Source organism: Kytococcus schroeteri, from assembly GCF_042433515.1.
In the GTDB taxonomy this organism is placed as follows: Bacteria; Actinomycetota; Actinomycetes; order Actinomycetales; family Dermatophilaceae; genus Kytococcus; species Kytococcus schroeteri.
The window spans coordinates 203155-229423 of sequence record NZ_JBHLVH010000014.1 but is presented as its reverse complement, the minus strand read 5'-3'; the positions used below and the strand labels follow the sequence as shown (position 1 = coordinate 229423).

At 73.7% G+C, this 26269-nt stretch carries 25 protein-coding genes, 1 tRNA gene and 1 pseudogene; 23 read left to right on the top strand and 4 right to left on the bottom strand.

Annotated features, from left to right (window positions below; all coding sequences use genetic code 11):
* The first annotated feature begins 286 nt into the window (after positions 1-286).
* The gene (locus ACFFHC_RS08145; protein WP_101848878.1) at positions 287-841 is read left to right on the top strand and encodes an HIT family protein; all 555 of its coding nucleotides are present in this window, start codon (positions 287-289) and stop codon (positions 839-841) included.
* A gap of 90 nt (positions 842-931) precedes the next feature.
* Here the strand turns inward: ACFFHC_RS08145 and ACFFHC_RS08140 are convergent, their stop codons facing one another.
* Positions 932-1198, bottom strand: a complete 267-nt coding sequence (locus ACFFHC_RS08140) for a GlsB/YeaQ/YmgE family stress response membrane protein (RefSeq protein ID WP_379804494.1) — start codon at positions 1196-1198, stop codon at positions 932-934.
* Between the two features lie 184 nt (positions 1199-1382).
* Between ACFFHC_RS08140 and pgsA the strand changes: the two genes are divergently transcribed.
* From pgsA to ACFFHC_RS08075, 13 genes are all read left to right on the top strand, one after another.
* Entirely contained in the window at positions 1383-2018 is a 636-nt protein-coding gene (gene pgsA, locus ACFFHC_RS08135; RefSeq protein ID WP_141494615.1) for a phosphatidylinositol phosphate synthase, read from the top strand.
* A complete protein-coding gene (locus ACFFHC_RS08130; RefSeq protein ID WP_141494616.1) occupies positions 2015-3211 on the top strand; it encodes a glycosyltransferase family 4 protein in 1197 nt (398 codons plus the stop codon). Before pgsA ends, ACFFHC_RS08130 begins: the two co-directional genes overlap by 4 nt.
* Positions 3208-3846, top strand: a complete 639-nt coding sequence (locus tag ACFFHC_RS08125; protein ID WP_379804488.1) for a hypothetical protein — start codon at positions 3208-3210, stop codon at positions 3844-3846. The genes ACFFHC_RS08130 and ACFFHC_RS08125 overlap by 4 nt, the downstream gene beginning before the upstream one ends.
* A 59-nt stretch (positions 3847-3905) precedes the next feature.
* Positions 3906-4802 (top strand): pyridoxal 5'-phosphate synthase lyase subunit PdxS, encoded by an 897-nt coding sequence (gene pdxS / locus ACFFHC_RS08120; protein ID WP_070704230.1) that lies wholly within the window; start codon positions 3906-3908, stop codon positions 4800-4802.
* Positions 4799-5491, top strand: a complete 693-nt coding sequence (gene pdxT / locus ACFFHC_RS08115; protein WP_379804485.1) for a pyridoxal 5'-phosphate synthase glutaminase subunit PdxT — start codon at positions 4799-4801, stop codon at positions 5489-5491. Before pdxS ends, pdxT begins: the two co-directional genes overlap by 4 nt.
* 71 nt (positions 5492-5562) lie before the next feature.
* On the top strand, positions 5563-6324 hold the full coding sequence (locus tag ACFFHC_RS08110) for a YebC/PmpR family DNA-binding transcriptional regulator (RefSeq protein WP_070704225.1): 762 nt from the start codon (positions 5563-5565) through the stop codon (positions 6322-6324).
* A 4-nt stretch (positions 6325-6328) separates the two neighbouring features.
* Positions 6329-6955 (top strand): crossover junction endodeoxyribonuclease RuvC, encoded by a 627-nt coding sequence (gene ruvC / locus ACFFHC_RS08105; protein ID WP_379804480.1) that lies wholly within the window; start codon positions 6329-6331, stop codon positions 6953-6955.
* Entirely contained in the window at positions 6952-7581 is a 630-nt protein-coding gene (gene ruvA, locus ACFFHC_RS08100; RefSeq protein ID WP_379804477.1) for a Holliday junction branch migration protein RuvA, read from the top strand. The genes ruvC and ruvA overlap by 4 nt, the downstream gene beginning before the upstream one ends.
* Positions 7578-8654: a Holliday junction branch migration DNA helicase RuvB gene (ruvB, locus tag ACFFHC_RS08095; protein WP_141494618.1), complete on the top strand. Its 1077-nt coding sequence runs from the start codon at positions 7578-7580 to the stop codon at positions 8652-8654. The genes ruvA and ruvB overlap by 4 nt, the downstream gene beginning before the upstream one ends.
* 98 nt (positions 8655-8752) lie before the next feature.
* On the top strand, positions 8753-10657 hold the full coding sequence (secD, locus tag ACFFHC_RS08090; protein ID WP_379804473.1) for a protein translocase subunit SecD: 1905 nt from the start codon (positions 8753-8755) through the stop codon (positions 10655-10657).
* On the top strand, positions 10657-11853 hold the full coding sequence (gene secF, locus ACFFHC_RS08085) for a protein translocase subunit SecF (RefSeq protein WP_101848886.1): 1197 nt from the start codon (positions 10657-10659) through the stop codon (positions 11851-11853). The genes secD and secF overlap by 1 nt, the downstream gene beginning before the upstream one ends.
* Positions 11850-12431: an adenine phosphoribosyltransferase gene (locus ACFFHC_RS08080; RefSeq protein WP_379804469.1), complete on the top strand. Its 582-nt coding sequence runs from the start codon at positions 11850-11852 to the stop codon at positions 12429-12431. The genes secF and ACFFHC_RS08080 overlap by 4 nt, the downstream gene beginning before the upstream one ends.
* A gap of 105 nt (positions 12432-12536) precedes the next feature.
* Positions 12537-14762, top strand: coding sequence for a RelA/SpoT family protein (locus tag ACFFHC_RS08075; RefSeq protein ID WP_379804466.1), 2226 nt, complete (start codon positions 12537-12539; stop codon positions 14760-14762).
* A 37-nt stretch (positions 14763-14799) separates the two neighbouring features.
* On the opposite strand, the gene ACFFHC_RS08070 is transcribed toward ACFFHC_RS08075, so the two are convergent.
* Together ACFFHC_RS08070 and ACFFHC_RS08065 are read right to left on the bottom strand one after the other, a co-directional pair.
* Positions 14800-16128: a M18 family aminopeptidase gene (locus tag ACFFHC_RS08070; protein ID WP_379804463.1), complete on the bottom strand. Its 1329-nt coding sequence runs from the start codon at positions 16126-16128 to the stop codon at positions 14800-14802.
* Positions 16125-17687 (bottom strand): DUF349 domain-containing protein, encoded by a 1563-nt coding sequence (locus ACFFHC_RS08065; protein ID WP_101848889.1) that lies wholly within the window; start codon positions 17685-17687, stop codon positions 16125-16127. Before ACFFHC_RS08065 ends, ACFFHC_RS08070 begins: the two co-directional genes overlap by 4 nt.
* Positions 17688-17811: 124 nt before the next feature.
* Between ACFFHC_RS08065 and ACFFHC_RS08060 the strand changes: the two genes are divergently transcribed.
* Positions 17812-18510 (top strand): MBL fold metallo-hydrolase, encoded by a 699-nt coding sequence (locus ACFFHC_RS08060; protein ID WP_379804459.1) that lies wholly within the window; start codon positions 17812-17814, stop codon positions 18508-18510.
* On the opposite strand, the gene ACFFHC_RS08055 is transcribed toward ACFFHC_RS08060, so the two are convergent.
* The gene (locus tag ACFFHC_RS08055; RefSeq protein ID WP_101848891.1) at positions 18492-19112 is read right to left on the bottom strand and encodes a hypothetical protein; all 621 of its coding nucleotides are present in this window, start codon (positions 19110-19112) and stop codon (positions 18492-18494) included. The two genes, ACFFHC_RS08060 and ACFFHC_RS08055, sit on opposite strands and share 19 nt — an antisense overlap.
* A gap of 27 nt (positions 19113-19139) precedes the next feature.
* Between ACFFHC_RS08055 and ACFFHC_RS08050 the strand changes: the two genes are divergently transcribed.
* From ACFFHC_RS08050 to ACFFHC_RS08015, 8 genes and pseudogenes are all read left to right on the top strand, one after another.
* Positions 19140-20093: a site-specific tyrosine recombinase XerD gene (locus ACFFHC_RS08050; protein ID WP_379804455.1), complete on the top strand. Its 954-nt coding sequence runs from the start codon at positions 19140-19142 to the stop codon at positions 20091-20093.
* Between the two features lie 130 nt (positions 20094-20223).
* On the top strand, positions 20224-21186 hold the full coding sequence (locus ACFFHC_RS08045) for a ParA family protein (protein WP_379804452.1): 963 nt from the start codon (positions 20224-20226) through the stop codon (positions 21184-21186).
* A gap of 21 nt (positions 21187-21207) precedes the next feature.
* Positions 21208-22074 carry a segregation and condensation protein A gene (locus tag ACFFHC_RS08040; RefSeq protein ID WP_379804449.1) on the top strand — a complete coding sequence of 289 codons (867 nt, stop codon included), beginning with the start codon at positions 21208-21210 and terminating at the stop codon, positions 22072-22074.
* Positions 22067-22645: pseudogene (gene scpB, locus ACFFHC_RS08035) on the top strand (SMC-Scp complex subunit ScpB); the annotation flags it as partial. The gene ACFFHC_RS08040 and the pseudogene scpB, both read left to right, overlap by 8 nt.
* A gap of 170 nt (positions 22646-22815) precedes the next feature.
* Complete coding sequence (locus ACFFHC_RS08030; RefSeq protein WP_070705441.1) at positions 22816-23670, top strand: pseudouridine synthase; 855 nt, start codon at positions 22816-22818, stop codon at positions 23668-23670.
* Entirely contained in the window at positions 23670-24422 is a 753-nt protein-coding gene (gene cmk / locus ACFFHC_RS08025; RefSeq protein WP_379804443.1) for a (d)CMP kinase, read from the top strand. The genes ACFFHC_RS08030 and cmk overlap by 1 nt, the downstream gene beginning before the upstream one ends.
* Positions 24419-25963, top strand: coding sequence for a ribosome biogenesis GTPase Der (gene der, locus ACFFHC_RS08020; RefSeq protein WP_379804440.1), 1545 nt, complete (start codon positions 24419-24421; stop codon positions 25961-25963). The genes cmk and der overlap by 4 nt, the downstream gene beginning before the upstream one ends.
* Before the next feature lie 103 nt (positions 25964-26066).
* Positions 26067-26143 (top strand) — tRNA-Pro (locus ACFFHC_RS08015).
* Positions 26144-26269: the final 126 nt, after the last annotated feature.

Sequence of the window (26269 nt, the reverse complement as noted above, 5' to 3'; positions counted from 1 at the left end):
CGCTTGCGGAGTATGACCTGTCGGGTTCGGCTCCTGTGAAACCGGCCAGGGGGACACCTGGCTTCACCCCGAGACGGCTGGAGGCCGTCAGTTGTGGGTACCCCGTTCCCGCCATCGACTTTCGTCGGACATCAACGGCGTCGTGGCGGGACTCAGCGCGACGTCGTCACCCCCGCAAGGGATCGGGGGCGTGGACAACGTAGGGCATGCTCTCCGGGAAGGTCAACCCATGGGGGGAGGGCGCGTCTCCACCCACGGGCTGGAGTGGCGTCGGTAGCCTCCACCCATGACGACCGACCCGTCCGAGTCGAGCGCCGACCTGCCCGGTGTGCAGGACGGCTTCCAGCGCCTGTGGGTGCCCCACCGGATGGCCTACCTGGAGGCCAATCCCGCGCGGGGAGGCGAGCCCCGGGGGTGTCCCTTCTGCGAGGCCCCGCGCAAGGACGACGCCAGTGGCCTGGTGGTGGCCCGCGGGACGCACTGCTTCGTGGCCCTCAACCTCTTCCCGTACAACCCCGGCCACCTGCTCGTGTGCCCCTACGCGCACGTGCCGGAGTACCTCGACATCGCCGACGAGGCCCTGGCGGAGTTCAGCGCGATGACGCAGCAGGCCATGCGCACGCTGCGCGCGGCCTCGGGGTGCCACGGCTTCAACCTCGGCATGAACCAGGGGTCCGTGGCCGGAGCCGGGGTGGCCGAGCACCTCCACCAGCACGTGGTGCCGCGCTGGTCGGGGGACTCCAACTTCTTCCCCGTGGTGGCCCGGACGCGTGCCCTGCCCGAGCTGCTCGAGGACACCCGCGCCAAGCTGTCTGCCGCCTGGGACGACCACGCCGCGTGACGGGCGCGCGGCACGTCTGAGAGGTGCCCGGGACGTGCGTGGGCCCCGCCGGACCGTGTCCGACGGGGCCCACGCGAGTGGGTGACCGGCTCAGCGACGGTGCGTGAGCTTGCCCACGATGAACAGCAGCAGGCAGGCACCCACGATGGAGGCCAGGAAGCTCGGGATGCTGAACGGGTCGTCCATGAAGTTGCCGTCAGCGAACAGGATGTTCCAGAGGAAGCCGAACAGGCCTGCACCCACGACACCGGTGATGACGTTGGCCGGGATGCCCATGGAGGCGTCCGTGCCCATGATCTTGCTGGCGATCCAGCCGGCGACACCGCCGACGACGATCCACGCGATGATGGTCCACATGAGGGACTCCTTTCGTCAGTGCCCTCGGAGGGGGAAGGTGACTGCCCGAGTGGGCAGTCGGAGGGCGCTTGCACCGACTCTAGGACCTCGCGGCCGTGATTTCCTGTCGAGGGGAATGGGCCCGGGGCCGTCCCGGGGACGCGCCGACCGGCGTGCCGCGGCGGCGGACTAGGCTCTGAGCGCCATGTTGAGCCGTCATGCCCGCCCCGCCCTCGCGCGCGTCGTGGACCCCCTCGCCCGAGCGCTCCTGCGCGCCGGCCTGGGGCCCGACGCGGTGACCGTGGGTGGCCTGCTGGGCGTCGTGGTGGCGTCCCTGTGGTTCTTCCCCCGCGGGCAGTTCCTCGCCGGGACCCTCGTGGTGACGCTCTTCGTGCTCTCCGACCTGCTGGACGGCGCGATGGCCCGCCAGCAGGAGCGCTCCCGGCCGTGGGGGGCCTTCCTCGACTCCACCTGCGACCGGGTCGGGGACGCCGCGGTACTGCTCGGCATCGCCTGGTGGGCCCTGCGGGTGGCGGGCACCGGCAGCGACCCCGTGCTCCCGGCCGACCACGCCGGGGTGCTGGGCGCCCTGACGCTCGGTTCGCTGGTGGCCGGCTTCCTCGTCAGCTACGCGCGGGCCCGTGCCGAGGGGCTGGGCGTCCGTGCTGACGGGGGCCCGGCCGAGCGGGCCGAGCGGCTGCTGCTCGTGCTGGTGACCACGGGGCTGGTGGGCCTGGGCCTGCCGGTCGTCCTCCTCACCCTCTCGATGGGGGTGCTCCTGGCCGCCAGCCTGCTCACTGTCGCGCACCGAGTGGCCACCGCCCGGCGGGAGCTGGTGTGAGGCGCCACATCGGACTGGTGTGCCCCTACCCGGTGGACATGCCCGGTGGTGTGCAGGCCCACGTGCGGGACCTGGCCTCCACCCTGGACGCAGCCGGCCACCGCGTGAGCGTGCTCGCCCCCGTGGCCGGGTCCGGGGCGGCCCTGCGCCGCGCCTGCCGGGCCGAGGAGGACGCCCCGCTGTCCCCGCTCGCGGCCGGCACCTGGGGCCTCCCGCCCTCGGTGGGCCTGACCGTGGTGCCCGGGGCGCTGGCCGTGCCCTACGCCTGGTCGGCCTCGCACGTGACCACCGGCCGCGGTGCACGCCGCGCGGTGGGTGACTGGGTGCGGGACGTGGCCCCGGACCTTGTGCACCTCCACGAGCCCATGGCGCCGAGCCTCTCCCTGACCGCGGCCGACGTGGTGCGCGACCGCCTGCCGATGGTGGCCACCCACCACAGCGCCTTCAAGCCGGGGCACTCCCTGCGCCAGGTGCTGCCGCTGACCCAGCAGGTGCTGCGCCCGGTGGCGGCTTCCATCGCCGTCTCGCGCCCCACCCGGCGGTCCGTGCGCGAGTGCCTCGGGGTGGAGCCCCGCGTCATCCCCACCGGGGTACGCGTCTCCCGCTTCACCGACCCGCCACCCCGGGCGCCGTGGTCCGAGGGGCCGGGGCGCCCCACCATCGCGTTCATCGGTCGGTCCAGCGAGCACCGCAAGGGCCTGCGGACCCTGCTGGAGGCCCTCCCGGGCATCGTGCAGCGCACCCCGGGGGCGCGCGTCTTCGTGGCCGGTCCCGGGCAGCCCGCCGCCCGCCGGGTGGTGGACCAGGAGTTCCCCCACCTGCGCACCTCGCTGGTGTGGCTGGGGGAGCTCAGCGAGGCCGACAAGGCGTCCCTGATGCGGAGCGTGTCGCTCATGGTGGCGCCCCAGGTGCAGGGGGAGAACTTCGGAGTGACGCTCGTGGAGGCCATGGCCGCCGGGGCGCCGGTGGTGGCCAGCGACCTGCCGGCCTACCGGTCGGTGCTCGACGGGGCGGGCCTGCACTTCCGCGCCGGTGACGCCGACGACCTGGCCCGGGTCCTCGAGGAGGTGGTGCTCGACCCCGGCCTGCGCGCACGGATGCGCCGGGCCTCGGTGGAACGGGCCGCCCGCTTCGACTGGCAGGTGGTGGGACGCGAGGTCATGCACGTCTACGAGGAGGTGGTCCGGGCGTGACCGCTCGAGATCTGGACCCGACGGCCCTGGTGCGGGCGGTCGGCGCAGGCACCCTGGTGGCCCTGCTGGTGCTCGCCGTGGGGGCGGTGCTGCTCTGGCGTGCCCGGGCGGCAGGCCGGGCACGGGAGGCCCACGCCCGCATCGAGGCCTCGCGGGCCGCGCTGGACGCGGCCCTGATGCGCCGCGCCCTGGCCGCCCGCGAGTTCGCCAGCATCGGCTGCCTTGACCCGGCCAGCGCGGTCATCGTGCTGCGCACCGTGGGCGACGTGCTGGACGCCTGCGACGCCGCCGGCCCCGGCGAGGTCATGGGCCCCGACCGGCTCGAGGCCGAGGAGCACCTCACCGAGGCCCTGCGTCGTGCCTTCCACCAGCGCCACGGCAGCGGGGGCGCCAGCGGCGGGGAGCTCGGACCGCAGCGCCTGGCCGCCAAGCAGGCCCTCGCCCGCGCGTCGGAGCGGGTGCACGCCCAGCGGCTGCACCACAACGAGGAGGTGCGGGCCACCCGTCACATCGTGGACGGCCGCACCGCGCGCCTCCTGGGGCTCTCGCGCGGGGTGAGCCGCCCCGAGCCGCTGGAGGTGGAGGACGACGTCCCGCACCTGCGCTCGGCCGACGGTGAGCGCGACGTAGACTGAGGGACCGGCCCTCCGCGCCCGGAGGCGTCCCCCCCCAGCACAGCGAAAGGCACACCGACGTGACTGAGCAGAACCCCACCACCGGCACCGCCCGCGTGAAGCGCGGCATGGCCGAGATGCTCAAGGGCGGCGTGATCATGGACGTGGTCACCCCCGAGCAGGCCCGCATCGCCGAGGATGCCGGCGCCGTGGCGGTCATGGCTCTGGAGCGCGTGCCGGCCGACATCCGCACCGAGGGCGGCGTGGCGCGCATGAGCGACCCGGACCTCATCGACGGCATCATCGAGGCGGTGTCGATCCCGGTGATGGCCAAGGCCCGCATCGGCCACTTCGTCGAGGCGCAGGTGCTGCAGTCCCTCGGCGTCGACTACGTGGACGAGTCCGAGGTGCTCACCCCGGCCGACTACGCCAACCACATCGACAAGTTCGCCTTCGACGTGCCCTTCGTCTGCGGCGCCACCAACCTGGGCGAGGCCCTGCGCCGCATCACCGAGGGCGCGGCCATGATCCGCTCCAAGGGCGAGGCCGGCACCGGCGACGTGTCCAACGCCACCACCCACATGCGCACCATCCGCGCCGAGATCAACCGCCTCACCACGCTGGCCGAGGACGAGCTGTACGTGGCCGCCAAGGAGCTGCAGGCCCCCTACGAGCTGGTCAAGGAGGTGGCGCAGAACGGCAAGCTGCCGGTCGTGCTGTTCACCGCCGGCGGCATCGCCACCCCGGCCGACGCCGCGATGATGATGCAGCTGGGCGCCGAGGGCGTCTTCGTGGGCTCGGGCATCTTCAAGTCCGGCAACCCCGCCGAGCGCGCCAAGGCCATCGTCCAGGCCACCACCTTCCACGACGACCCGGCCAAGATCGCCGAGGTCTCCCGCGGTCTGGGCGAGGCGATGGTGGGCCTCAACGTCGAGGGCATCGCCGAGCCCCACCGCCTCGCCGAGCGCGGCTGGTGAGCACGACCGACCACACCCACGGCGCTCCCTCGTCCCACGACGGGGGAGCGCCGCTGGTGGGCGTGCTGGCCGTCCAGGGCGACGTGCGCGAGCACGTGCACGCGCTGGAGGCCAGCGGCGCGCGGACCGTCGCGGTGCGCCGTCCCCAGGAGCTCGCCGCGGTGGACGGTCTGGTCGTCCCGGGCGGGGAGTCCACCGTCATGGACAAGCTCACCCGCCTGTTCGGGCTGCGCGAGCCGCTGCTCGAGCGCATCGCCGCGGGCATGCCGGTCTACGGTTCCTGCGCGGGGATGATCATGCTGGCCGACCGGGTGCTCGACGGGCACCCCGAGCAGCAGACGCTCGGCGGCATCGACATGACGGTCCGGCGCAATGCCTTCGGTCGCCAGGTGGACTCCTTCGAGACCCACCTGCCCGTGCCCGCCCTGCGCGAGGGCACCACCGAGCCGGTGCACGCCGTGTTCATCCGGGCCCCGTGGGTCGAGGAGGTGGGCGAGGGCGTCGAGGTCCTGGCCCGCGTGCCGCGCACCGACCCGGTGGACGGCGAGCACCCCGAGCCGGCGGCCGCCGAGCGGGTGGTGGCCGTGCGCCAGGGCGCACTGCTGGCCACCTCCTTCCACCCCGAGGTCACCGGCGACCGCCGCGTCCACGAGTACTTCGTGGAGATGGTGCGCGCCGCCCGCGACTGAGGCAGCCGCACCACGGGTCGTTAGGATGGCCCGCTGCAACCAGACCTTTCGTACCGAGCAGAGGGAGCACCGTGGCCGGTCACTCCAAGTGGGCAACGACCAAGCACAAGAAGGCGGCGATCGACGCCAAGCGTGCCAAGCTCTTCGCCAAGCTGATCAAGAACATCGAGGTGGCCGCCCGCACCGGCGGCGGCGACCCGGCGGGCAACCCGTCCCTGTTCGACGCCATCCAGAAGGCCAAGAAGAGCTCGGTGCCCAATGACAACATCGACCGTGCGGTGAAGCGCGGCTCCGGTGCCGAGGGCGGTGGCGCGGACTACCAGACGCTGACCTACGAGGGCTACGCCCCCGGCGGCGTGGGCCTCATCATCGAGTGCCTGAGCGACAACAAGAACCGCGCCGTCATGGAGGTGCGCACCGCGCTCACCCGCAACGGCGGCCAGATGGCCGACTCCGGCTCGGTGGCCTTCAACTTCCACCGCAAGGGCGTGGTCGTGGTGCCCGCCGGCGAGAAGTCCGAGGACGAGCTCATGGAGATCGTCCTGGAGGCGGGCGCCGAGGAGCTCACGGACATGGGCGAGGCCGGCTTCGAGGTGACCACCGAGCCGTCGGACATGGTGCCGGTGCGCACCGCCCTGCAGGAGGCGGGCGTCGACTACGACTCCGCCGACGTGAAGATGCTGCCGATCACCCCGATCGAGCTGGACGCCGAGGGGGCGCGCAAGCTGTTCCGCCTCATCGACGCGCTCGAGGACTGCGACGACGTGCAGGAGGTCTACGCCGCCGCCGACGTGCCGGACGCGGTGCTGGCCGAGCTGGACTCCGAGGACTGACCCGGTGCGGGTCCTCGGCGTCGACCCCGGCCTCACGCGGTGCGGCCTGGGCGTCGTCGAGGGCCGCCGCGGGGGTGCGCTGCGGATGGTGGCGGTCGACGTGGCCCGCACCAACACTGACGCCCTGCCCGAGCAGCGCCTGCTGGCGGTGAGCCGCCGCATCGAGGAGTGGATCGAGCGCTACGAGCCGGACGCGGTGGCGGTGGAGCGCATCTTCGCCCGGTCGGACGTGAGCACCATCATGGGCACCGTCCAGGCCAGCGGGGTCGCGCTGGTGGCCGCCGCGCGCGCCGGGGTGGAGGTGGGCCAGCACACCCCGAGCGAGGTGAAGGCCGCCGTGTGCGGCAACGGCCGGGCGGGCAAGGAGCAGGTCACCGCGATGGTGACGCGCATCCTGGCGCTGGACACCCCGCCCCGCCCGGCGGACGCCGCCGACGCGCTCGCGCTGGGCATCGCCCAGGTGTGGCGCGGCGGGGGAGAGCGGCAGCTGGCCGCGGCGGCCGGCACCGGTCGCCGCACCGGCGCGCGCTGGGACGCGGCCGTGGCCGCCCAGTCCGAGGCCCGGGCGCGGGCCGCCGAGCGGTGGCGCGCGGCAGAGCAGAAGGCCCGAACGAGCAGGAGGACCCCGTGATCGTCTCCCTGGAGGGAACCGTGGCCCACGTGGGCCTGGACCACGTCGTGCTGGAGACCGGCGGCGTGGGCCGGCGTGTCCTGGTGCCCCCGCAGGTGTCGTCCGAGCTGCGCACCGGGCAGCCGGCCCGCCTGGCGACCTCGCTCGTGGTGCGCGAGGACTCGATGACCCTGTACGGCTTCCTCGACGACGACGCCCGGGAGGTGTTCGAGACCGTGCAGTCGGTCTCCGGCGTGGGGCCGCGCCTGGCGCTGGCGCTGGTGGCCGTGCTCTCCCCGGCCGAGCTGGCCCGTGCGGTGGCCGCCGAGGACCTGGCCGCGCTGACGAGCGTGCCCGGCATTGGGAAGAAGGGGGCACAGCGGCTGGTGCTGGAGCTCGCCGGAAAGCTGCCCGCGGTGCCCGTCGGCGCCGAGGGCGAGGTGGCTGTGGTCGACCCGGCGCCCACCGCGGCGGCCGACGGACCGGCGTGGGCCGGGCAGGTGCGCGAGGCCCTGGAGGGGCTGGGGTGGAACACCGCCCAGGCCACCCGCGCCACCGACGCGGTCGTCGCGCGTCACGAGGGGGACGACCCGGTGCCCGCGCTGCCGGAGCTGCTGCGCGAGGCCCTCCGGGAGGCGTCGTCGTGACCGACCCCTGGGACCGTTCGGCGGACGCCGGGCCCGAGGCCGCCCCCCGCATCGTGGACCCCGCGGCGGCGGGGGAGGACGCCGGCCTCGACGCCGCTCTGCGCCCGCGGCGCCTGGCCGACCTCGCCGGGCAGGACCGGGTGCGCGACCAGCTGCACCTGGTGCTCGAGGCCGCCCGCCGCCGGGGCGCGCCGGCCGACCACATCCTGCTCTCCGGGCCGCCGGGGCTGGGCAAGACGACGCTGGCCATGATCGTGGCCGCCGAGATGGGCGCCCCGATCCGCATCACCTCCGGGCCGGCCATCCAGCACGCCGGCGACCTGGCCGCCATCCTCTCCTCGCTGGCCGAGGGGGAGGTGCTCTTCCTCGACGAGATCCACCGCATGTCGCGGGCCGCCGAGGAGATGCTCTACCTGGCCATGGAGGACTTCCGCGTGGACGTGGTGGTGGGCAAGGGCCCCGGGGCCACCGCCATCCCGCTGGAGCTGCCGCCGTTCACCGTGGTGGGCGCCACCACGCGCTCGGGGCTGCTGCCCGCGCCGCTGCGCGACCGCTTCGGGTTCACCGGGCACCTCGACTACTACGCGGCCGAGGACCTGGCCACGATCCTCACCGTGAACGCCCGCAAGCTGGGCGTGCAGGCCGAGCCCCGGGGCATTGCGGAGATCGCCGGCCGGTCCCGGGGCACGCCCCGCATCGCCAACCGGTTGCTGCGGCGCGTCCGGGACTGGGCCCAGGTGCACGGCCGCCAGGTGGTGGACGCCGAGGCCTCGCGGGAGGCCCTGGACCTCTTCGACGTCGACCTGCAGGGCCTGGACCGGCTGGACCGCGCGGTCCTGGAGGCGCTGTGCCGCCGCTTCGACGGCGGCCCGGTGGGCCTGACCACGCTGGCCGTGGCCGTGGGGGAGGAGCCCGACACCGTGGAGACCGTGGCCGAGCCCTACCTGGTGCGCGAGGGTTTCGTGGTGCGGACCCCCCGGGGGCGTGCCGCGACCCCCGCGGCGTGGCGCCACCTGGGCGACGAACCGCCGCCACCCGCGGGTCGCTTCGGCCACCCGGCGCCCCTCGCCTAGACTCACTCCCCGCCGTGCCCGAGGGGGCGGCCCCAACCCACGAACCGAGGTAAGTCGATGCCCATGCCGCGCGAACGGGCCCGCTTGGGGGTGCGCCGATGAACATGCGTGCCCAGCGGGCCAAGGCCGTGAACACCCTGCTGACGCTGCTGCTGCTCCTGATGCTGTTGTTCGGAGGCCTGGGCGCCGCCCACCTCTTCGCCAAGCCGCAGGCGTCCCTGACCCCGATGCTCGGGCTGGACCTCGAGGGCGGGCAGCAGCTCATCCTCGAGCCGGCCGTCGAGGGCGGTCAGGTGACCAGCGGCCAGGTGGACCAGGCCGTGAACATCATCCGGCAGCGCGTGGACGGCTCCGGCGTGGCCGAGGCGGAGGTGACCACCCTGGGTGGCCGCAACATCTCCGTGGCCATGCCCGGTACCCCCGACCCGGCGGTCATCGAGTCGCTGCAGGCCTCGAGCCGCATGACCTTCCGTGAGGTGCTGGCCGTGGAGTCCGGTGCCCCGGCGCCGAAGAACCCCAAGAACCTGCCGGGCTACGAGGGCAGCTCGTCGAAGGACGGCAAGGCCTCCGGCAAGGAGTCGGGCAAGGGCTCGACGGGCGGCTCGAGCGCCCCGGCCACCATCGCCGAGGGCGTGTGGCCGGCCCAGTCTCCGCCGAAGGCCACCAACTCCTCGAAGGACTCCAGCGCCTCGTCGTCGGGCAAGGACTCGGGCAAGGCCTCCGACAAGGCGGCTCCGAGCGCCTCGGCCTCGCAGGGTTCCGGGGACGCCGCCTCCTCGCCGGCCCCGACGGGCTCGGACGACGCGCAGCAGCCCGCGCAGGGCGACGGCACGCCGCACGGCAAGGACATCACCATCCCGGCCGCCGTGCAGAAGCGCTTCGACAGCTACGACTGCGGCACGGACAAGACCCGCGAGGAGGCCCAGTCCGCCGGCGACGACGACTTCGTGGTGGCCTGTGACCCCACCGGTACCGAGAAGTTCCTGCTCAGCCCCACCCGCATCGAGGGTTCGAGCATCGCCGACGCCTCCTCCGGCCCGGAGACCAACCAGCAGGGCCAGCCCACCGGCAAGATCGCCGTGAGCCTCGAGCTGGACGGCAAGGCCGCCGACACCTTCGCCGACCTCTCGGCGGTCATGGCCGCCCAGCCCAAGGACTCGCCGTACAACCGGTTCGCGATGCTGCTCGACGGCGAGGTCATCTCCGCCCCGGGCATGAACCAGGTCATCACCAACGGCCAGGCCTCCATCACCGGCGACTTCACCGCCGAGGAGGGCAAGGCCCTGGCAGACCAGCTGAAGTTCGGTGCCCTGCCGTTCTCGTTCAAGCTCCAGTCCTCTGAGCAGATCAGCCCCACCCTGGGTGACGAGCAGCTGCGTTGGGGCATCTGGGCCGGCGTGATCGGCCTGGCCCTGGTGGCCGTCTACTCGCTCTTCCAGTACCGCGCCCTGGGCCTGGTCACCCTGGCCTCCCTCGCGCTGGCCGCCCTGCTGGCCTACCTCGCGGTGGTGCTCCTGGGCTGGCAGTACAACCTGCGCCTCACGATGGCCGGCATCACCGGCCTCATCGTGGCCATCGGTGTGACCGCGGACTCCTTCATCGTGTACTTCGAGCGCGTCCGCGACGAGGTGCGCGAGGGGCGGCCGCTGCGCAACGCCGTGGACACCGGCTGGGCCCGTGCACGCCGCACGATCCTCATCTCGGACGCGGTGAACCTGCTCGCAGCGGTGATCCTCTACCTGCTCAGCGAGGCCAACGTGAAGGCCTTCGCGTTCATGCTGGGGCTCACCACCATCATCGACCTCGTGGTGGTCATGCTCTTCACCCACCCGGTGGTGACGCTGCTGGCGCAGACCCGCTTCTTCGGTGACGGCCACAAGCTCTCGGGCATGAACCCCGAGAGCCTGGGTGCCCGCCGCACCACCTACGTGGGCCGGGGCCGGGTGCGTTCCCTGCCCGACACCCCGCCGACCACCGGCACGACCACGGAGGCCGCTCTCTGATGGGTTTCGCACAGTTCGGCAACGACCTGCACACCGGCCGCCGCCAGTTCGACTTCGTCGGCCGCCGCAAGCTCTGGTACACGGTCTCGGCGGTGCTCCTGGCGCTCTCGCTGCTCGGCCTGTTCGGCCGCGGCCTCAACCTGGGCCTGGAGTTCACCGGCGGCTCGGACTTCCGGGTGGCCGGGGTGAGCGACACCACGGACTACGAGGCCCGTGCGGCCCGGGCGCTCGACGCCCAGGTGGGCGCCGGGGAGACGGTGCGCTCCAGCGTCATCGGCGGCGAGACGGTCCGCGTGCAGACCGGCAGCCTCGAGGGCGGCTCGACGGGCCTGGACAAGGCCCGCAGCGCCCTGGCGCAGGAGTTCGACGTGCCCGCCAAGGACGTGGCCGGCTCCCTGGTGGGTCCGTCCTGGGGCAAGGAGGTCAGCCGCAAGGCCGTGATCGCCCTGGGTGTCTTCCTCGGCCTGGTCTCGCTCGTGCTGGCCCTGTACTTCCGCACCTGGAAGATGGCGCTGGCAGCCCTGGTGGCCCTGCTCCACGACCTCGTGTTCACCGTCGGCGCCTTCGCGCTGGCCGGTTTCGAGGTCTCCCCGGCCTCGGTCATCGGCTTCCTCACCATCCTCGGCTACTCGCTCTACGACACCGTGGTGGTGTTCGACAAGCTGCGCGAGAACGTCGACGACGCGATGAAGCACAAGAACCGCACCTACGCCCAGGCGGCCAACACGGCCGTCAACCAGACGCTGGTGCGCTCCATCAACACCTCGGTGGTGGCGCTGCTGCCGGTGGCGGCCATCCTCGCGGTGGGTTTCGGCAAGCTGGGTCCGGGCACGCTGCTGGACCTCTCGCTGGCCCTGTTCATCGGCATCGCGGTGGGCACCTTCTCGTCGATCTTCATCGCCACGCCGCTGCTCGTGCAGCTGCGTCAGGGCGAGCCGGGCATCCGCGCCCACGACGCCGAGGTGCGCCAGCGCCAGCGCGCGCGGGCGCAGGCCATCATCGCCCGCAAGCGCGAGGCGGCGGCCGCCCCGGCCGGTGCCTCGCCGGAGGCCGAGGACGGCGACGGCGACACCGTGGCGGGCCCCGATGCGGCGACGACCGCCGTGCCGGTGGCCGCCGGGGCCCCCTCCACGGGTGAGGGGCGCACCATCGCCACCGGTCGTCCCCGCCACCCCGCCGCCTGGGGCTCCCAGTGAGCGCCCCGGTGCACGGCGCCCAGGGCGCCGAGGAGCTGCCGCAGGGCGAGGCCCTCACCGAGCTCGTGGCCTCGCGCCTCGACGACATCCCGGACTTCCCGCAGCCGGGCGTGGTGTTCAAGGACTTCACCCCGCTGCTGCGCGACCCGCACGCCAGCCGTGCGGTGGTGCACGACGTGGTGCGCCGCCGCGCCGGGTCGGTGGACGTCGTGGTGGGCATCGAGGCCAGGGGGTTCATCCTGGGCGCGGCCATGGCCTATGCGATGGGCGTGGGCTTCGTGCCCGTGCGCAAGGCCGGCAAGCTGCCCGGCGAGACCCTCTCGGCCAACTACACCCTCGAGTACGGCACGGCCACCATCGAGGTGCACACCGGCGCCCTGCAGCCCGGTGACCGCGTGCTCGTGGTGGACGACGTGCTGGCCACCGGCGGCACCGCGGCCGCCTGCGTGCAGCTCGTGCGCGAGGCCGGGGCGGAGGTAGCCGGCGTCGAGGTGGTGCTGGAGCTCGGCTTCCTCGACGGTCGCGCCGCGCTGGAGGACGTGGGTGTGGACGTGGTGAGCCTGCTCGTCCAGGAGTGAGACCACCCCACCGCACCCAGGGCCCTGCCGGCACTCGCCGGCGGGGCCCTGTCCGTTGCGTCACGTCGGCACCGGTGAGGGTGTGACGCCGCGTATCATCCCGACATGAGCCAGCAGACGCGCCCCACGACGGGCTGGACCGTGCGCGAACGCCTGGCCCGACTGGGGACCTCCCGCACCGACACCCCCGAGCTGGCCCCCCTCATGCGCCGCCTGCGCCAGCGCGGCGACAAGGCCGACCTCTCGGTGGTGGAACGCGCCTACCAGGTCGCCGCCCGGGCGCACGAGGGCCAGGTCCGCAAGAGCGGGGACCCGTACATCACCCACCCGGTGGCCGTGGCCGGCCTGCTGGCCGACCTCGGTATGGACGCCTCCACGGTGGCCGCCGCCCTGCTCCACGACACGGCGGAGGACACGCCCTACAGCCAGGAGCAGCTGGAGGCCGACTTCGGCCCGGAGATCGCCCTGCTCGTGGACGGGGTCACCAAGCTCGACAAGGTGGAGTACGGCGACAGCGCGCAGGCCGAGACCGTGCGCAAGATGGTCGTGGCCATGTCCAAGGACATCCGGGTGCTGGTCATCAAGTTGGCCGACCGGCTGCACAACGCGCGCACCTGGCGGTACGTCTCGCCCGCCAGCGCCCGGCGCAAGGCCGTGGAGACCTTGGACATCTACACCCCGCTGGCGCACCGGTTGGGCATGAACGCCGTCAAGTGGGAGCTGGAGGACCTGTCCTTCCGCTTCAGCCAGCCCGAGGTGTACGAGGCCGTGGTGCGGCAGGTGGCCGCCGCCGCGCCGGAGCGCGAGAAGTACCTGGGGGAGATCCGCCAGCGCCTCGAGGGCGCCATGGCCGAGGCCCGGCTGCCGGGCGTCATCACCGGGCGCGAGAAGCACTACTGGTCGATCTACCAGAAGATGACGGTGCGCGGCCGGGCCTTCGAGGACATCCACGACCTCGTGGCCCTGCGCATCCTCGTGCAGGACGTCTCGGACTGCTACCACGCCCTGGGCCTGGTGCACTCGATGTTCACCCCGCTGCCCAACCGCATCAAGGACTACATCGCCACCCCCAAGGGCAACGGCTACCAGTCGCTGCACACCACGGTGATGGGCACCGGCGGCAAGCCGGTGGAGATCCAGATCCGCACGCACGACATGCACCGCCTGGCCGAGTACGGCGTGGCCGCGCACTGGCGCTACAAGCAGGGCGGGCAGCCGCAGCGCTCCACCCAGGACCTCTCGTGGCTCCGGGAGACCATGGACCTCGCGGTGGACGCCAGCAGCGAGGACTTCATGGACACGCTGCGCTTCCAGATCTCCTCCCCGGAGGTCTTCGTCTTCACGCCCAAGGGCAAGATCGTGTCGCTGGCCCAGGGCTCGACCCCGGTGGACATGGCCTACGCCATCCACACCGACGTGGGGCACAAGGCGGTGGGCGCCAAGGTCAACGGCCGGATGGTGCCGCTGGACACCCAGCTGGCCAACGGCGACTCGGTGGAGATCCTCACTGCCAAGGGCGAGGGGGCCGGCCCCTCGCGCGACTGGTTCACCTTCGTGGCCACGCCCCGGGCCCGGTCCAAGATCAAGCAGTGGTTCAGCCGGGAGCGCAAGGCGGAGATGACCGCCGCCGGCCACGACATGCTCGTGCGCGCCCTGCGCAAGGCCGACCTGCCGGTCAAGCAGTGGACCCGCCCGGAGGCCCTGCAGCCGGTGGTGGAGAAGCTCAGCGTGCACGACCGGGACGGCGTGTTCCAGGCCGTGGGGGAGCGGCGTGCCTCGGTGGAGCACGTCATCGAGCTGCTGCGCCAGGCCCACGGCATGGAGGAGCCCGAGCCGCTGGTTCCCGCCGATGCCGTGGCGGCGCCGACGCGTCGTCGTCACCCCGGCGAGGCACCGGTGCACATCGTGGGCTCGGACGACGTGTGGAGCCACCTGGCGGTGTGCTGCGCGCCGGTGCCGGGCGACGACATCGTGGGCTACGTGACCACGGGCCGTGGCGTCTCGGTGCACCGCCGTGACTGCCCGAACGTGGAGCAGCTCGTGCAGAGCCCGGAGAGGATGGTGCGTGTGGCCTGGGACGAACGACCGCGGGGCGCGTTCACCGCGCGCCTGGTCATGGAGGGACTCGACCGGGAGGGGCTGCTGGCCGACGTGATGCGGGTGACCGCCGAGCTGGGGCTGGTGCTCTCCGACGTGGCCTTCTCCTCCCCGGACGGGCGCACCGCCTACGGTCGGCTGGAGTTCGAGCTGGCCGAGGTGGACTATCTCGACCACGTGGTGTCCACGCTCAAGCAGATCCGCGGCATCTACTCCGTGACCCGCGCCGCCTGAGGGCGACGCGGGTCACGGGGGCGGGGCCGGACGGCCCTCAGGCGGGGTCGAGGAAGGCCGCCAGGCAGGCCGCGTACATGGCCTGGTCGGCGGTGCCGCACACCTCGCGGATGCTGTGCATCGACAGCGTGGGGGCGCCGAAGTCCACCGTGGTGGAGCCGGTGAGTGCCGCCGTCATCGGGCCCACCGTGCTGCCGCAGGGCAGGTCCGAGCGCACCACGAACTCCTGCATCGGCACCCCGGCCTGCTGGCAGGCCAGGCGGAAGGCCGCCGTGCCCAGTCCGTCGGTGGCGTAGCGCCCGTTGGTGTTGACCTTGAGCACCGGTCCGCCGTTGACGGCGATGTGGTGGCCGGGCTCGTGGCGGTCGGCGTAGTTGGGGTGGGTGGCGTGCGCCATGTCGCCCGAGGCGATGACCGTGGAGGCCAGCGCCCGCAGGTGGTCCTGGCGGTCGCCGCCGCGGGCCAGCACGATGCGCTCGAGCACGGCCGGCAGCAGCTGGGAGAAGGCGCCGCGCTCGGTCATCGAGCCGACCTCCTCGTGGTCGAACAGCGCGATGAGCGGGATGGCCGCGCCGTCGCCCATGGGCGACCCCACGGCATCGAGCAGGGCGCGCACCGCCGCGTAGGAGGTGGCCAGGTTGTCCAGCCGGGCCGAGGCGATGAGGCCCCCGTCCAGGCCGATGCGGGCCGCCCCGGTGAGGTCGTAGGCCATGAGGTCCCAGCCGAGGACGTCCGCCTCGGCCACGCCCAGGCGCCCGGCCAGCCAGGTGGTGAAGGCCGGCGCGTCGGGGGAGACCGACCAGTGCGGCACGAGGTGGCGCTGCGCGTTGAGGGCCTCGCCCTCGCGCACGTCCCGGTCGAGGTGGATGGCCAGGCGCGAGACGCGCAGCAGGGCCTCGTCCACGTCGAGCAGCTCGGTGCGCACGCCGTCGGTGCCCTGCGGGTCGCGCAGGGTCACCCGGCCGGCCAGGCCCAGGTCGCGGTCGAGCCACGAGTTGGTGATGAGCCCGCCGTAGGGCTCCACCGCCAACTGGGCGAACCCGGCCGAGGACACGTCCGGGCGCGGCTTGATGCGCAGCGTCGGCGAGTCGGTGTGGGCACCCACCACGCGGAAGCCGGTGGCCGGACCGGCACCGGCCGGGAGGTGCTCGGTGCTCCACGCCACGAGGGAGCCGCCGCGCACCAGGTAGTGGCGCCCCGGGCCCTCGGGGAAGGCCTGCGTCTCGTCCACCTCGGTGAACCCGGCACCCTCCAGCAGCGCGGCGGCCGAGGCCACCGCGTGGAAGGGGGTGGGGGAGTCGTCCAGGTAGGCGATGAGGCCGGCGGCCACCTCGTCGGTGTCGAACCGGTCCAGCCGCGCCATCATGCCTCCCCGCCGAACTCGGCCACTCCCTGCTGCGCCTGGTCGAGCCACGCCTGCTTGGTCTCCAGCTCCTTGCGCACCTTGGCGGCGCGCTTCTCGTCGCCGGCGGCCTCGGCCTTGGCCAGCTTGGCCTGCAGGTCCTCCACGGCGCCCTGCAGCTGGGTGGCGAAGAGGCTGGCGCGCTGGGCGTGCTCCGGCGAGGTCTTCTTCCACTGCAGGTCCTCGGCCTCGCGGACGGCCTGCTCCACGGCGCGCATGCGGCCCTCGATGCGCTTGACGTCGGCGCGCGGCACCATGCCGGCGGCCTCGAAGCGCTCCTGGATGCCACGCAGCTGACGCTTGGTGGTGTCCAGGTCCTTGACCGGCAGCAGCGCCTCGGCCTCGGCCAGGAGGGCCTCCTTGGCGGGCAGGTTGGCGGCGTACTCCTCGTCCTTGGCGGCGGCCTCGGCGTCCTTGGCGTTGAAGAACTGGTCCTGGGCGGCGCGGAACTGCTGCCACAGGGCGTCGTCCACCGAGCGCTGGGCGCGGCCGGCGCGCTTCCAGTCCTGCATGAGGCGCTTGAACGCCCCCGCGGTGCGCGGGTCGTCGGTGCGGGTGGCCAGGCGCTGGGCCTCCTTGACGAGCTCCTCCTTGACCACGCGGGCCTGGTCGCGCTCGGCGTCCAGCCGGGCGAAGTGGGCCTTGCGCACCTTGTCGAAGGTGTTGCGGGCACTGGCCAGGCGCTGCCAGAGCTCGTTCTCGGTGGGCTTGTCCAGGCGGATCTGGGCGCGCTGCATCGCCTTCCAGTCGTCCACCATGTGCCGCATGCGGTCGCTGGCGGCCTTCCACTGCATCTGCGCCGGGTCGGTGGCGGCCAGGGTCTCGGCCTCCACCACGAGCTTCTCGCGCTCGGCGGCGGCCTCGGCGCGGGCCTCGGCGCGCTGCGCCTGGTCGCTGCGCTCCTTGTCGCGCAGGGCCTCGGTGAGCTCGTCGAGCACCGAGGAGAGGGTGGCGTAGTCGCCCACCATCGGCGTCTCGGCCAGATGGGTGCGCACGGCCTCCAGGGACTGGCGGCCCTCGGCGGCGGTCACGCTGCCGGCGTGGATGCGCTGGGCCAGGAGCACGGTGGAGGCCACGACCTCGTCGAACTTGCGCACGAAGTAGGCCACGGCGTCGGCGGCGTCCGCGCCCGGGTAGCTGCCCACCACGGTGGTGGTGCCGTCGGCGTCGGTGCGCACGACCTCGCCGGACTCGGCGAGCGAGCCGAAGGCGGACTGGTCGGTCTCGGTGAGGGCCGAGGTGTCCACCAGCGGGCCGGGCACCGGAGTGGGGGTGAACGAGGCGCGCTGGGCGGCCGGGCGCTGGCGGCCCTCGCCGCGTGCGGCGCCCTTCTCGGCATCGGGGGAACCGCCCACCGGGGTCACCGGCGGGGCGGGGCGCTTGCGGGCCAGGGCGCCGGGGGAGGGCACGGCCGCGGGGGTCGGGGCGGGGGTGGGTGCCGCGTCGGTGGGCGCCTGCTCCTGGCCGGCCGGGGTGCCCTCGGGGCCCTCGGGGGTGGACGTGGTCTGATCAGCCGCGTTCATGGTTGCCTCTCTCGGCGGACGGTTCGCTCGGGCCAGTCTAGGTAGTCGCCGTGGCCCGGGTGCGCCAAGGTGCGTGGGGCGCGCCGCCGGTGGTCCGCGGGCGCGCCCGCCTACGCTGGCGGCCATGTTCACCCTCGCCATCCCGGCCACCGCCTTCGGCACCAACTGCTACGTCGTGGCCCCCGAGGCCGGGGAGGAGTGCGTCGTCATCGACCCCGGGTTCGGGGTGGTCGACCGCCTGCGGGAGGCGCTGCGCGAGAACGGCCTGCGCCCCGCGGCGGTGCTGCTCACGCACGGGCACCTGGACCACACCGTGAGCGTCACGCCGGTCTGCGGCGGCACCGTGGGCGCCTACGTGCACACCGACGACCGCTACCGGCTCACCGACCCGCGCAAGGGCCTCTCGGAACCGATGTGGGCGATGCTGCAGCGCGAGTACGGCGGCTCGTTCACCTGGGCCGAGCCGGAGGTCGTGCACGAGGTCACCGACCGGGCCACCCTCGAGTTGGCCGGCATGACCTGGCAGGTGCGCCACGCCCCGGGGCACACCGAGGGCAGCGTGCTCTACGACGTCCAGAAGGTGCCCGAGCAGGTGCGCCGCGCCGGCTCGGACCTGCAGGCCAGCTCGTTCACCGGCGACGTGCTGTTCGCCGGTTCGATCGGCCGCACCGACCTGCCGGGCGGGGACCCGGTGGCCATGCAGCGCTCCCTGCGCGAGGTGGTGCTGCCCACGCCGGACGCCACGATGGTGCTGCCGGGGCACGGACGCCCCAGCACGATGGCCCACGAGCGGGCCAGCAACCCCTACCTGCGGGACCTCTGAGGCAGCTGCACCCCGAGCTCCCGTGCCTGGGCGCGGGCCAGCTCGTGCACGACCTCCTCGTCGCCGCGCCGCCAGGCGGCCACGGGGTCGCGGTCGATGGAGGCCAGTGTGCCCACCGGCAGCGTGGCCAGCCCTCGCAGGGCGAGCAGGGCCTCGGGGTCGTCCACGCGCCGGAGGTTGGCGGCGGTGGCCGCCGAGCGCACCGCGAAGTGCAGGCGCACCGGCAGCCAGACCAGCAGGGCGGTGAGCACCGGCAGGCCGGTGACCGCGAGCCACATCGTGTCGGCCAGCCGCTCCCCGGAGGCCAGCAGCTCCCGGCCGGTCTCGGTCACCGGGTCGCCCACGCCCAGCAGCCCGTCGAGCACGCCCGAGGCGAGGTCGCCCACCAGCGGCAGGTCGGACAGGCGCTGGTCGGCTCCCTGGACGCCGTCGTTGATGCGGTCGCCGCTCTCCACGAGGCGCTCGGCGGGGGCGAAGCGCTCGAGCACGTGGTGGTGCGCCGCGCGGCCGACGAGGACCCACAGCAGGGTCCACCCGGCCATGGCGAGGTCGGAGAGGACCTGTACGGACCGATGGGCGGGGGCGGAGGAGTACCAGGCCATGGGGCCAGCCTGCCTCACACTGGGGGGATGAGGAGCAATGGGTCGACGGGCGTGGACGGGCCACTGTGGCCGGCGGTGGAGGAGTGGCTGGCCCACCTGTCGGTGGAGCGGGGGTTGGCCGCCAACACCCTCGCGGCCTACCGGCGCGACCTCGTGGTCTGGGTGCGCTTCCTGCAGGAGGCCGGGTGCCGGGAGTGGGCGGCGGTGACCACGCAGGACGTCCGCGACCACCTGCAGGCGCTGGCGGCCTCGGGACGGGCTCGGTCGTCGGTGACGCGGATGCTCGTGGCGGTGCGCCGCTTCCACGCCTTCGCCCTGCTGGAGGGCTGGGTCCCCGCCGACGTGGCCGCCGACGTGACCCCGCCGAGCACGGGCCAGCGCCTGCCCAAGGCGCTCTCGGTGCAGGAGGTGACCCGGCTGCTGGAGGCCACCGCCCCGGTGGAGGGGGGCGCCGCGCCGCGGGAGCTGGCCCTGGCCCGCCGGGACCGGGCGCTGCTCGAGCTGCTCTACGGCACCGGCGCGCGAGTGTCCGAGGTGACCGGGCTCGACGTGGACGACGTGGACCTCCGGGGACGCGTGGTGCGCCTGCTGGGCAAGGGCGGCAAGGAGCGCCACGTGCCGTTGGGTGGGGCGGCGGCCCAGGCCGTGGGCGACTGGTTGGCGGCGGGTCGTTCCGTGCTGGCGGCGAGCGGGGGTGCCGGTGCGGCGCTGCTGCTCAACCAGCGGGGGCGCCGGCTGGGGCGGCAGTCGGCCTGGGCCGTGGTGGCCGAGGCCGGTGAGCGGGCGGGCCTGGGGGAGCGGCTGGGGCCGCACACCCTGCGCCACAGCTACGCCACGCACCTCGTGGCCGGCGGTGCGGACGTGCGCGTGGTGCAGGAGCTGCTGGGGCACGCGTCGGTCACCACCACCCAGATCTACACGCGGGTGACCCCCGGTCACCTCCGCGAGGTCTTCCAGGCGACCCACCCACGCGCTCGATGACGTGCCGAAGCGAGGAGAGCGCATGACCCTGAGGTCGAGGGTCACCCACGGGTCGAGTTGAGGATGAGGGGGCGACGGTGCCTCGGGGGCGCCTGTAGGGTTGCCCCGTCGATCAGGAGAGGAAGGCACCGTGAGCGAACGCTCGGACACCCAGGACCACGCGGCGGCCACGCAGCTGCCGCTCGAGGGAGTCGAGGCCGCGGCGGCGACCGAGGCGCCGGTTGCTGCGCCGCGGGTGTCCCGCGCCGTGGCCCTGGCGGACAACCCCCGCCTGGACGACTTCCCCCGGCCGCCGGAGCTGACCTCCCACGGCCCTGCCCGCGTCATCGCCCTGTGCAACCAGAAGGGCGGGGTGGGCAAGACGACCACCACCATCAACCTGGGTGCTGCCCTGGCCGAGATGGGGCGCCGGGTGCTGCTCGTTGACTTCGACCCCCAGGGCGCCCTCTCGGTGGGCCTCGGCGTGCGCTCCTCCGGCTCGGAGCACAGCGTCTACGACCTGCTCATGCGCCCGGCCCGCGAGCTCGACGTGCACGACGTCATCCGGGCCACGAGCACCCCGGGCCTGGACGTCCTGCCCGCCGACATCGACCTCTCGGCCGCGGAGGTGCAGCTGGTCAACGAGGTGGCCCGCGAACAGGCCCTCGAGCGCGCGCTGCGTCCGGTGCTCGAGGAGTACGACGCCATCCTCATCGACTGCCAGCCGTCGCTGGGCCTGCTCACCGTGAACGCGCTCACCGCCGCCCACGGCGTGATCATCCCGCTGGAGACCGAGTACTTCGCCCTGCGCGGCGTGGCGCTGCTGGTGGAGACCATCGAGAAGATCACCGACCGCCTCAACCCCCTGCTGCAGATCGACGGCATCCTGCCCACGATGGTGGACGGCCGCACCCTGCACAGCCGCGAGGTCGTGGCCAGCGTCACCGACCACTTCGGCGAGCTGGTCTTCACCACCCCCATCCGTCGCACGGTGAAGTTCCCCGACGCCACCCTGGCCGCCGAGCCCATCACCCGCTACGCCCCGCACCACACGGCCGCCTACGCCTACCGCCGCCTGGCCCGCGAGCTCATCGCCCGCGGCGCGGTGGCCTGAGCGATCGGCCACACTGCCCCCGTGACCGACCTGCCCCCACCCGCCGCCGGGACCACCCCCGGCGGCGTGCTGACCCACCGGCGGCCGGTGCCCTTCCACGTGCACCAGTCGGCCTACGAGGGGCCCTTCGACCTGCTGCTCGGCCTCATCGCCAAGCACCGGCTGGACGTCACCGAGATCGCCCTGGCGCAGGTGACCGACGAGTTCATCGCCCACCTGCGCGAGGCCCAGCGGGCCGCCTCGGAGGCCGAGGCCGGTGGGGACCGCGCCGCCTCGGCCTGGCTGCTGGGGGAGCTCTCGGAGTTCCTCGTGGTGGCCTCCACGCTGCTGGAGCTCAAGGCCAACCGCCTGCTGCCGGCCGAGACGCGCTCGGAGGTGGAGGACCTCGAGTTCATCGAGGCCCGCGACGTGCTGTTCGCCCGCCTGCTGCAGTACCGCGCCTACAAGCAGGTGGCGGCGTGGATGGCGGAGCGCACCGGCCAGGCGGGCGGTGCGGTGCCGCGCATGGCGGGGCTGGAGGAGCGCTTCGCCGCCGTGCTGCCCGACCTGGTGATGACCGTCACCCCCGACCAGCTCGCGATGGTGGCCGCCGGGGCGCTCAGCCCCCGCCCGGAGCCGGTGGTGGGAGTCGAGCACCTCCACGCCCCCACCGTGAGCGTCACCGAGCAGGTGAGCCTCATGTCCGCGCGGCTGCGGGAGGCCGGGCGGCTGACCTTCGCCGAGCTCATCGGGGACGCCGCGACCCGGCTGGAGGTGGTGGGCCGTTTCCTCGGGGTGCTGGAGATGCTCCGGTCGGGGACGGTCGACGTGACCCAGTCGGCACCCCTGGGCCCGATGGAGGTCGTCTGGTCGCCGGGTGCGACCGGGCACACTGGACCCCGTGAGTGACCCGACCGTGACCGCCCCCGACGAGGCCCCCTCCTGGGCCGACGACCTGCCCGCCGCGCTCGAGGCCGTGCTCATGGTCGTGGACGAGCCCGTGCCGGCCGCCGACCTCGCCGAGGGCCTGGGCGCCCCGGTCGAGGAGGTCCGGGCCACCCTGGAGCGCCTCGCCGAGGAGTACACCGAGGCCGGCCGCGGCTTCGACCTGCGGCAGGTGGCCGGCGCCTGGCGGATGTACTCGCGCCCCGCCTACTCCGAGGCCGTGGAGCGCTTCCTCGTGGGCGGCCGGCAGGCGCGGCTCACGCAGGCGGCGTTGGAGACGCTCGCCGTCATCGCGTACCGTCAGCCGATCAGTCGCGGCCGGGTGGCCGCGGTGCGCGGCGTCAACGTGGACGGTGTGGTCCGGACCCTCGTGGCGCGCGGCCTCATCGCCGAGGTGGGCGCCGAACCCAGTGGGGCGGTGCTCTACGGCACCACCCACCAGTTCCTCGAGCGGATGGGGCTGGCCGACCTGGCCGAGCTCCCCGACCTCGCGCCCTTCCTCCCCGACGCCGGGGACGTCGACGCCATCGCCGAGGGTCTGGGTGCCCCGCGTCGGCCCGGCGCCCGGGAGACCGAGGCCGCACCGGAAGGTGGCGCCGCCCCGGAGGGCGATGTCGCGCCCGACCCCGGGGCCGTACCCGAGCCCGACCCGCACGACACCGCGCCCGAGGACGGGCCGACCCAGCAGCAGGAGAGTGAGCAGTCATGACACGCCGTGAGAACGCACCCCGTCGCGCCAGCGGCCAGGGCAAGCGGGGCACGGGCGGCTTCGGCCCGGTGCGCAAGCGCCGCGTCCGCCCCACCGCCGCACAGGCCGACCACGACGTGCACACCGCCGACGGCGAGCGCCTGCAGAAGGTTCTGGCCGCCGCCGGGCTGGGCTCCCGCCGCGCGTGCGAGCAGATGATCGCCGACGGTCGCGTGGAGGTGGACGGCGTGCCGGTGACCGAGCTGGGCGTGCGCATCGACACCTCGCGCCAGAAGGTGGCCGTCGACGGCCTGCCGGTGCAGACCGACGACTCCAAGGTCTACCTGGTGTTCAACAAGCCGGTGGGCGTCATCTCCACCATGGAGGACGACGAGGGCCGCCTCTCGGTGGGCGACTACACCTTCACCCGCAAGGAGCGCCTCTTCCACGTGGGCCGGCTCGACCAGGAGACCTCCGGCCTGCTGCTGCTCACCAACGACGGCGACTTCGCCCACCGCATGCAGCACCCCAGCTTCCAGGTGCTCAAGACCTACGTGGCCAAGGTGCCCGGCCCGGTGGCCAAGGGCCTGGGCAACACCCTGCGCGAGGGGGTGGAGCTCGACGACGGGCTGGTCAAGGTCGACCAGTTCTCGGTCATCGACTCCCAGCCCGGGTGGGCGCTGGTGCAGCTGGTGATCCACGAGGGCAAGAAGCACGTGGTGCGCCGCCTGCTGGAGGCCGTCGGCCACCCCGTGGAGGAGCTCGTGCGCACGCAGGTGGGCGAGGTCCGCCTCGGCGACCTGCGCCCGGGCAAGATGCGCGCGGTGACGCCCGACGAGCTGGCCCGCACGATGAAGCTGGTGGACCTGTGATGCGCCTGCCCTACTCCGCCACCCGCCGCCACCCCCGCATCGCCGACCTGGACGTGCCGGTAACCGTGGCCATCGACGGCCCGTCGGGCTCCGGCAAGTCCACCGTGGCCCGCACCGTGGCCATGGCCTTCGACCTGGCCTACCTGGACACCGGGGCGATGTTCCGCGCGCTCACCTGGGCGGCACTGGATGCGGGCGTCGACCTGCGCGACGTGGACGCCGTGGCCCACCTTTCCCGCACCGCGCCGCTGCACCAGTCCACCGACCCGGCGCAGCCCGGCGTCTGGGTGGGCCAGGAGAACGTGGGCCGCGCCATCCGCGAGAGCCGCATCTCCTCGCAGGTCTCCGCGGTGGCCACCAACCTCGACGTCCGCGGCGAGCTGGCCCGCCGGCAGCGGGAGATCATCGCCGGCACACACGCCGCGGGCCGCGGCATCGTGGCCGAGGGACGCGACATCACCACCGTCATCGCGCCCGACGCGCGGGTGCGGATCCTGCTGACCGCCAGCGAGGAGGCCCGCCTGGCCCGCCGCCAGCGGCAGACCGGCGGCAAGGCCGTCACGGCGGCCACCCGCGACGAGGTGGTGCGCCGCGACCGCGACGACTCCACCGTCTCGAACTTCACCACCGCCGCCGACGGCGTCACCACCATCGACACCTCCGACCTGGACCTGCCCGGTTCGGTGGAGGCCGTCGTCACGGTGGTGCTCGACCGCGCCGGCACCGGCTCGACCCCCGAGGGAGCAGCATGACCGAGCACGACGACCAGACCCTGCCCGAGGACGGCCCCGAGGTGGAGTACGTGGTGCCGGACGACCCGGCGGTGCTCGAGGAGGCCACGGCGCCGGACACCGAGGTGGAGACCGCCTACGCCACTGCGCTGAGGGCCGGGCTGGAGGAGTTCGAGCTCGACGCCGAGGACGCCGCGCTCATCGAGGGCGGCGACGGGTTCGACGAGTACGGCAACCAGGTGACCTCGTTGCCGGTGGTGGCCATCGTGGGCCGCCCGAACGTGGGCAAGTCCACGCTGGTCAACCGCATCCTGGGCCGCCGCGAGGCCGTGGTGCAGGACGAGCCGGGCGTGACCCGCGACCGCGTGACCTACCCGGCGGAGTGGAACGGCACGCCGTTCATGGTCATGGACACCGGTGGCTGGGAGCTGGACGCCAAGGGCATCCAGCGCCACGTGGCCCAGCAGGCCGAGGTGGCCGTGGAGCTCGCCGACGTCATCGTGTTCGTCGTGGACGCCACCGTGGGTGCCACCGACGCCGACGAGGACGTGGTGAAGCTGCTGCGCCGCGCGGACAAGCCGGTGCTCCTCGTGGCCAACAAGGTGGACGACGTGCACCTGGAGGGCGAGGCCGCCGCGCTGTGGAACATGGGCCTGGGTCAGCCGTGGCCGGTCTCGGCGCTGCACGGCAAGGGCTCGGGCGACCTGCTCGACGAGATCCTCGCGCACCTCCCCGACGAGCCGGCCTCCGATGCCGGGCGCGTCGTGGGCGGGCCGCGTCGGGTGGCGCTGCTGGGCCGCCCCAACGTGGGCAAGTCCTCGCTGCTCAACCGGCTGGCGGGGGAGGACCGCGTGGTGGTGGACAACGTGGCCGGTACCACCCGCGACCCGGTGGACGAGTACATCCAGCTGGGCGGGCGCACGTGGATGTTCGTGGACACCGCCGGCATCCGGCGCCGCGTGCACCAGACCCGCGGCGTGGACTTCTACGCCTCCCTGCGCACGCAGAGCGCACTGGAGAAGGCCGAGGTGGCCGTCGTCCTCATCGATGCCGGGGTGGAGATCGCCGAGCAGGACATCCGCGTGGTGCAGCAGGTCATCGACTCCGGCCGTGCGCTGGTGATCGCCTACAACAAGTGGGACACCACCGACGACGAGCGCCGCCACTACCTGGAGCGCGAGATCGAGCGCGAGCTGGTGCAGGTGCCGTGGGCGCCGCGGGTCAACATGTCCGCGGCCACCGGGCGCCACGTGGACCGCCTCGTGCCGGCGCTGGACACCGCCCTGGAGAGCTGGGACGCGCGCATCCCCACCGGCCGCCTCAACTCGTTCCTCGGCGAGGTGGTGGCCGCCCACCCGCACCCGGTGCGCTCGGGCAAGCAGCCGCGCATCCTGTTCGCCACCCAGGCCAGCAGCCGACCGCCCACGTTCGTGGTGTTCGCCTCGGGCTTCCTGGAGCACTCCTACCGGCGCTTCCTGGAGCGCAAGCTGCGGGAGCGCTTCGGCTTCGAGGGCAGCCCCATCGAGATCTCGGTGCGCGTCCGGGAGCGCCGCCGCCGCTGAGCGCACCCACCACCGGGCCCCGCAGGCACCACGCCGAGGGGGGCCGGTTGGGGGAGAGCCCGCCCGATGGGTTATGGTTCTCTCCGCTCCGCACGCGGGGCATCGGGCTGTGGCGCAGTTTGGTAGCGCACTTGACTGGGGGTCAAGGGGTCGCAGGTTCAAATCCTGTCAGCCCGACCAGTGGGAGCCCCACCTCCGGGTGGGGCTCCTTTGCTGCGCGCACGCCCCGGCGTGCCGTGCCGACGGGTCCCCGCCGGCGCCCCGGCAGGGCCCCCGTCCGCCGGGTTCGTCCCCACTCCGTCGCTG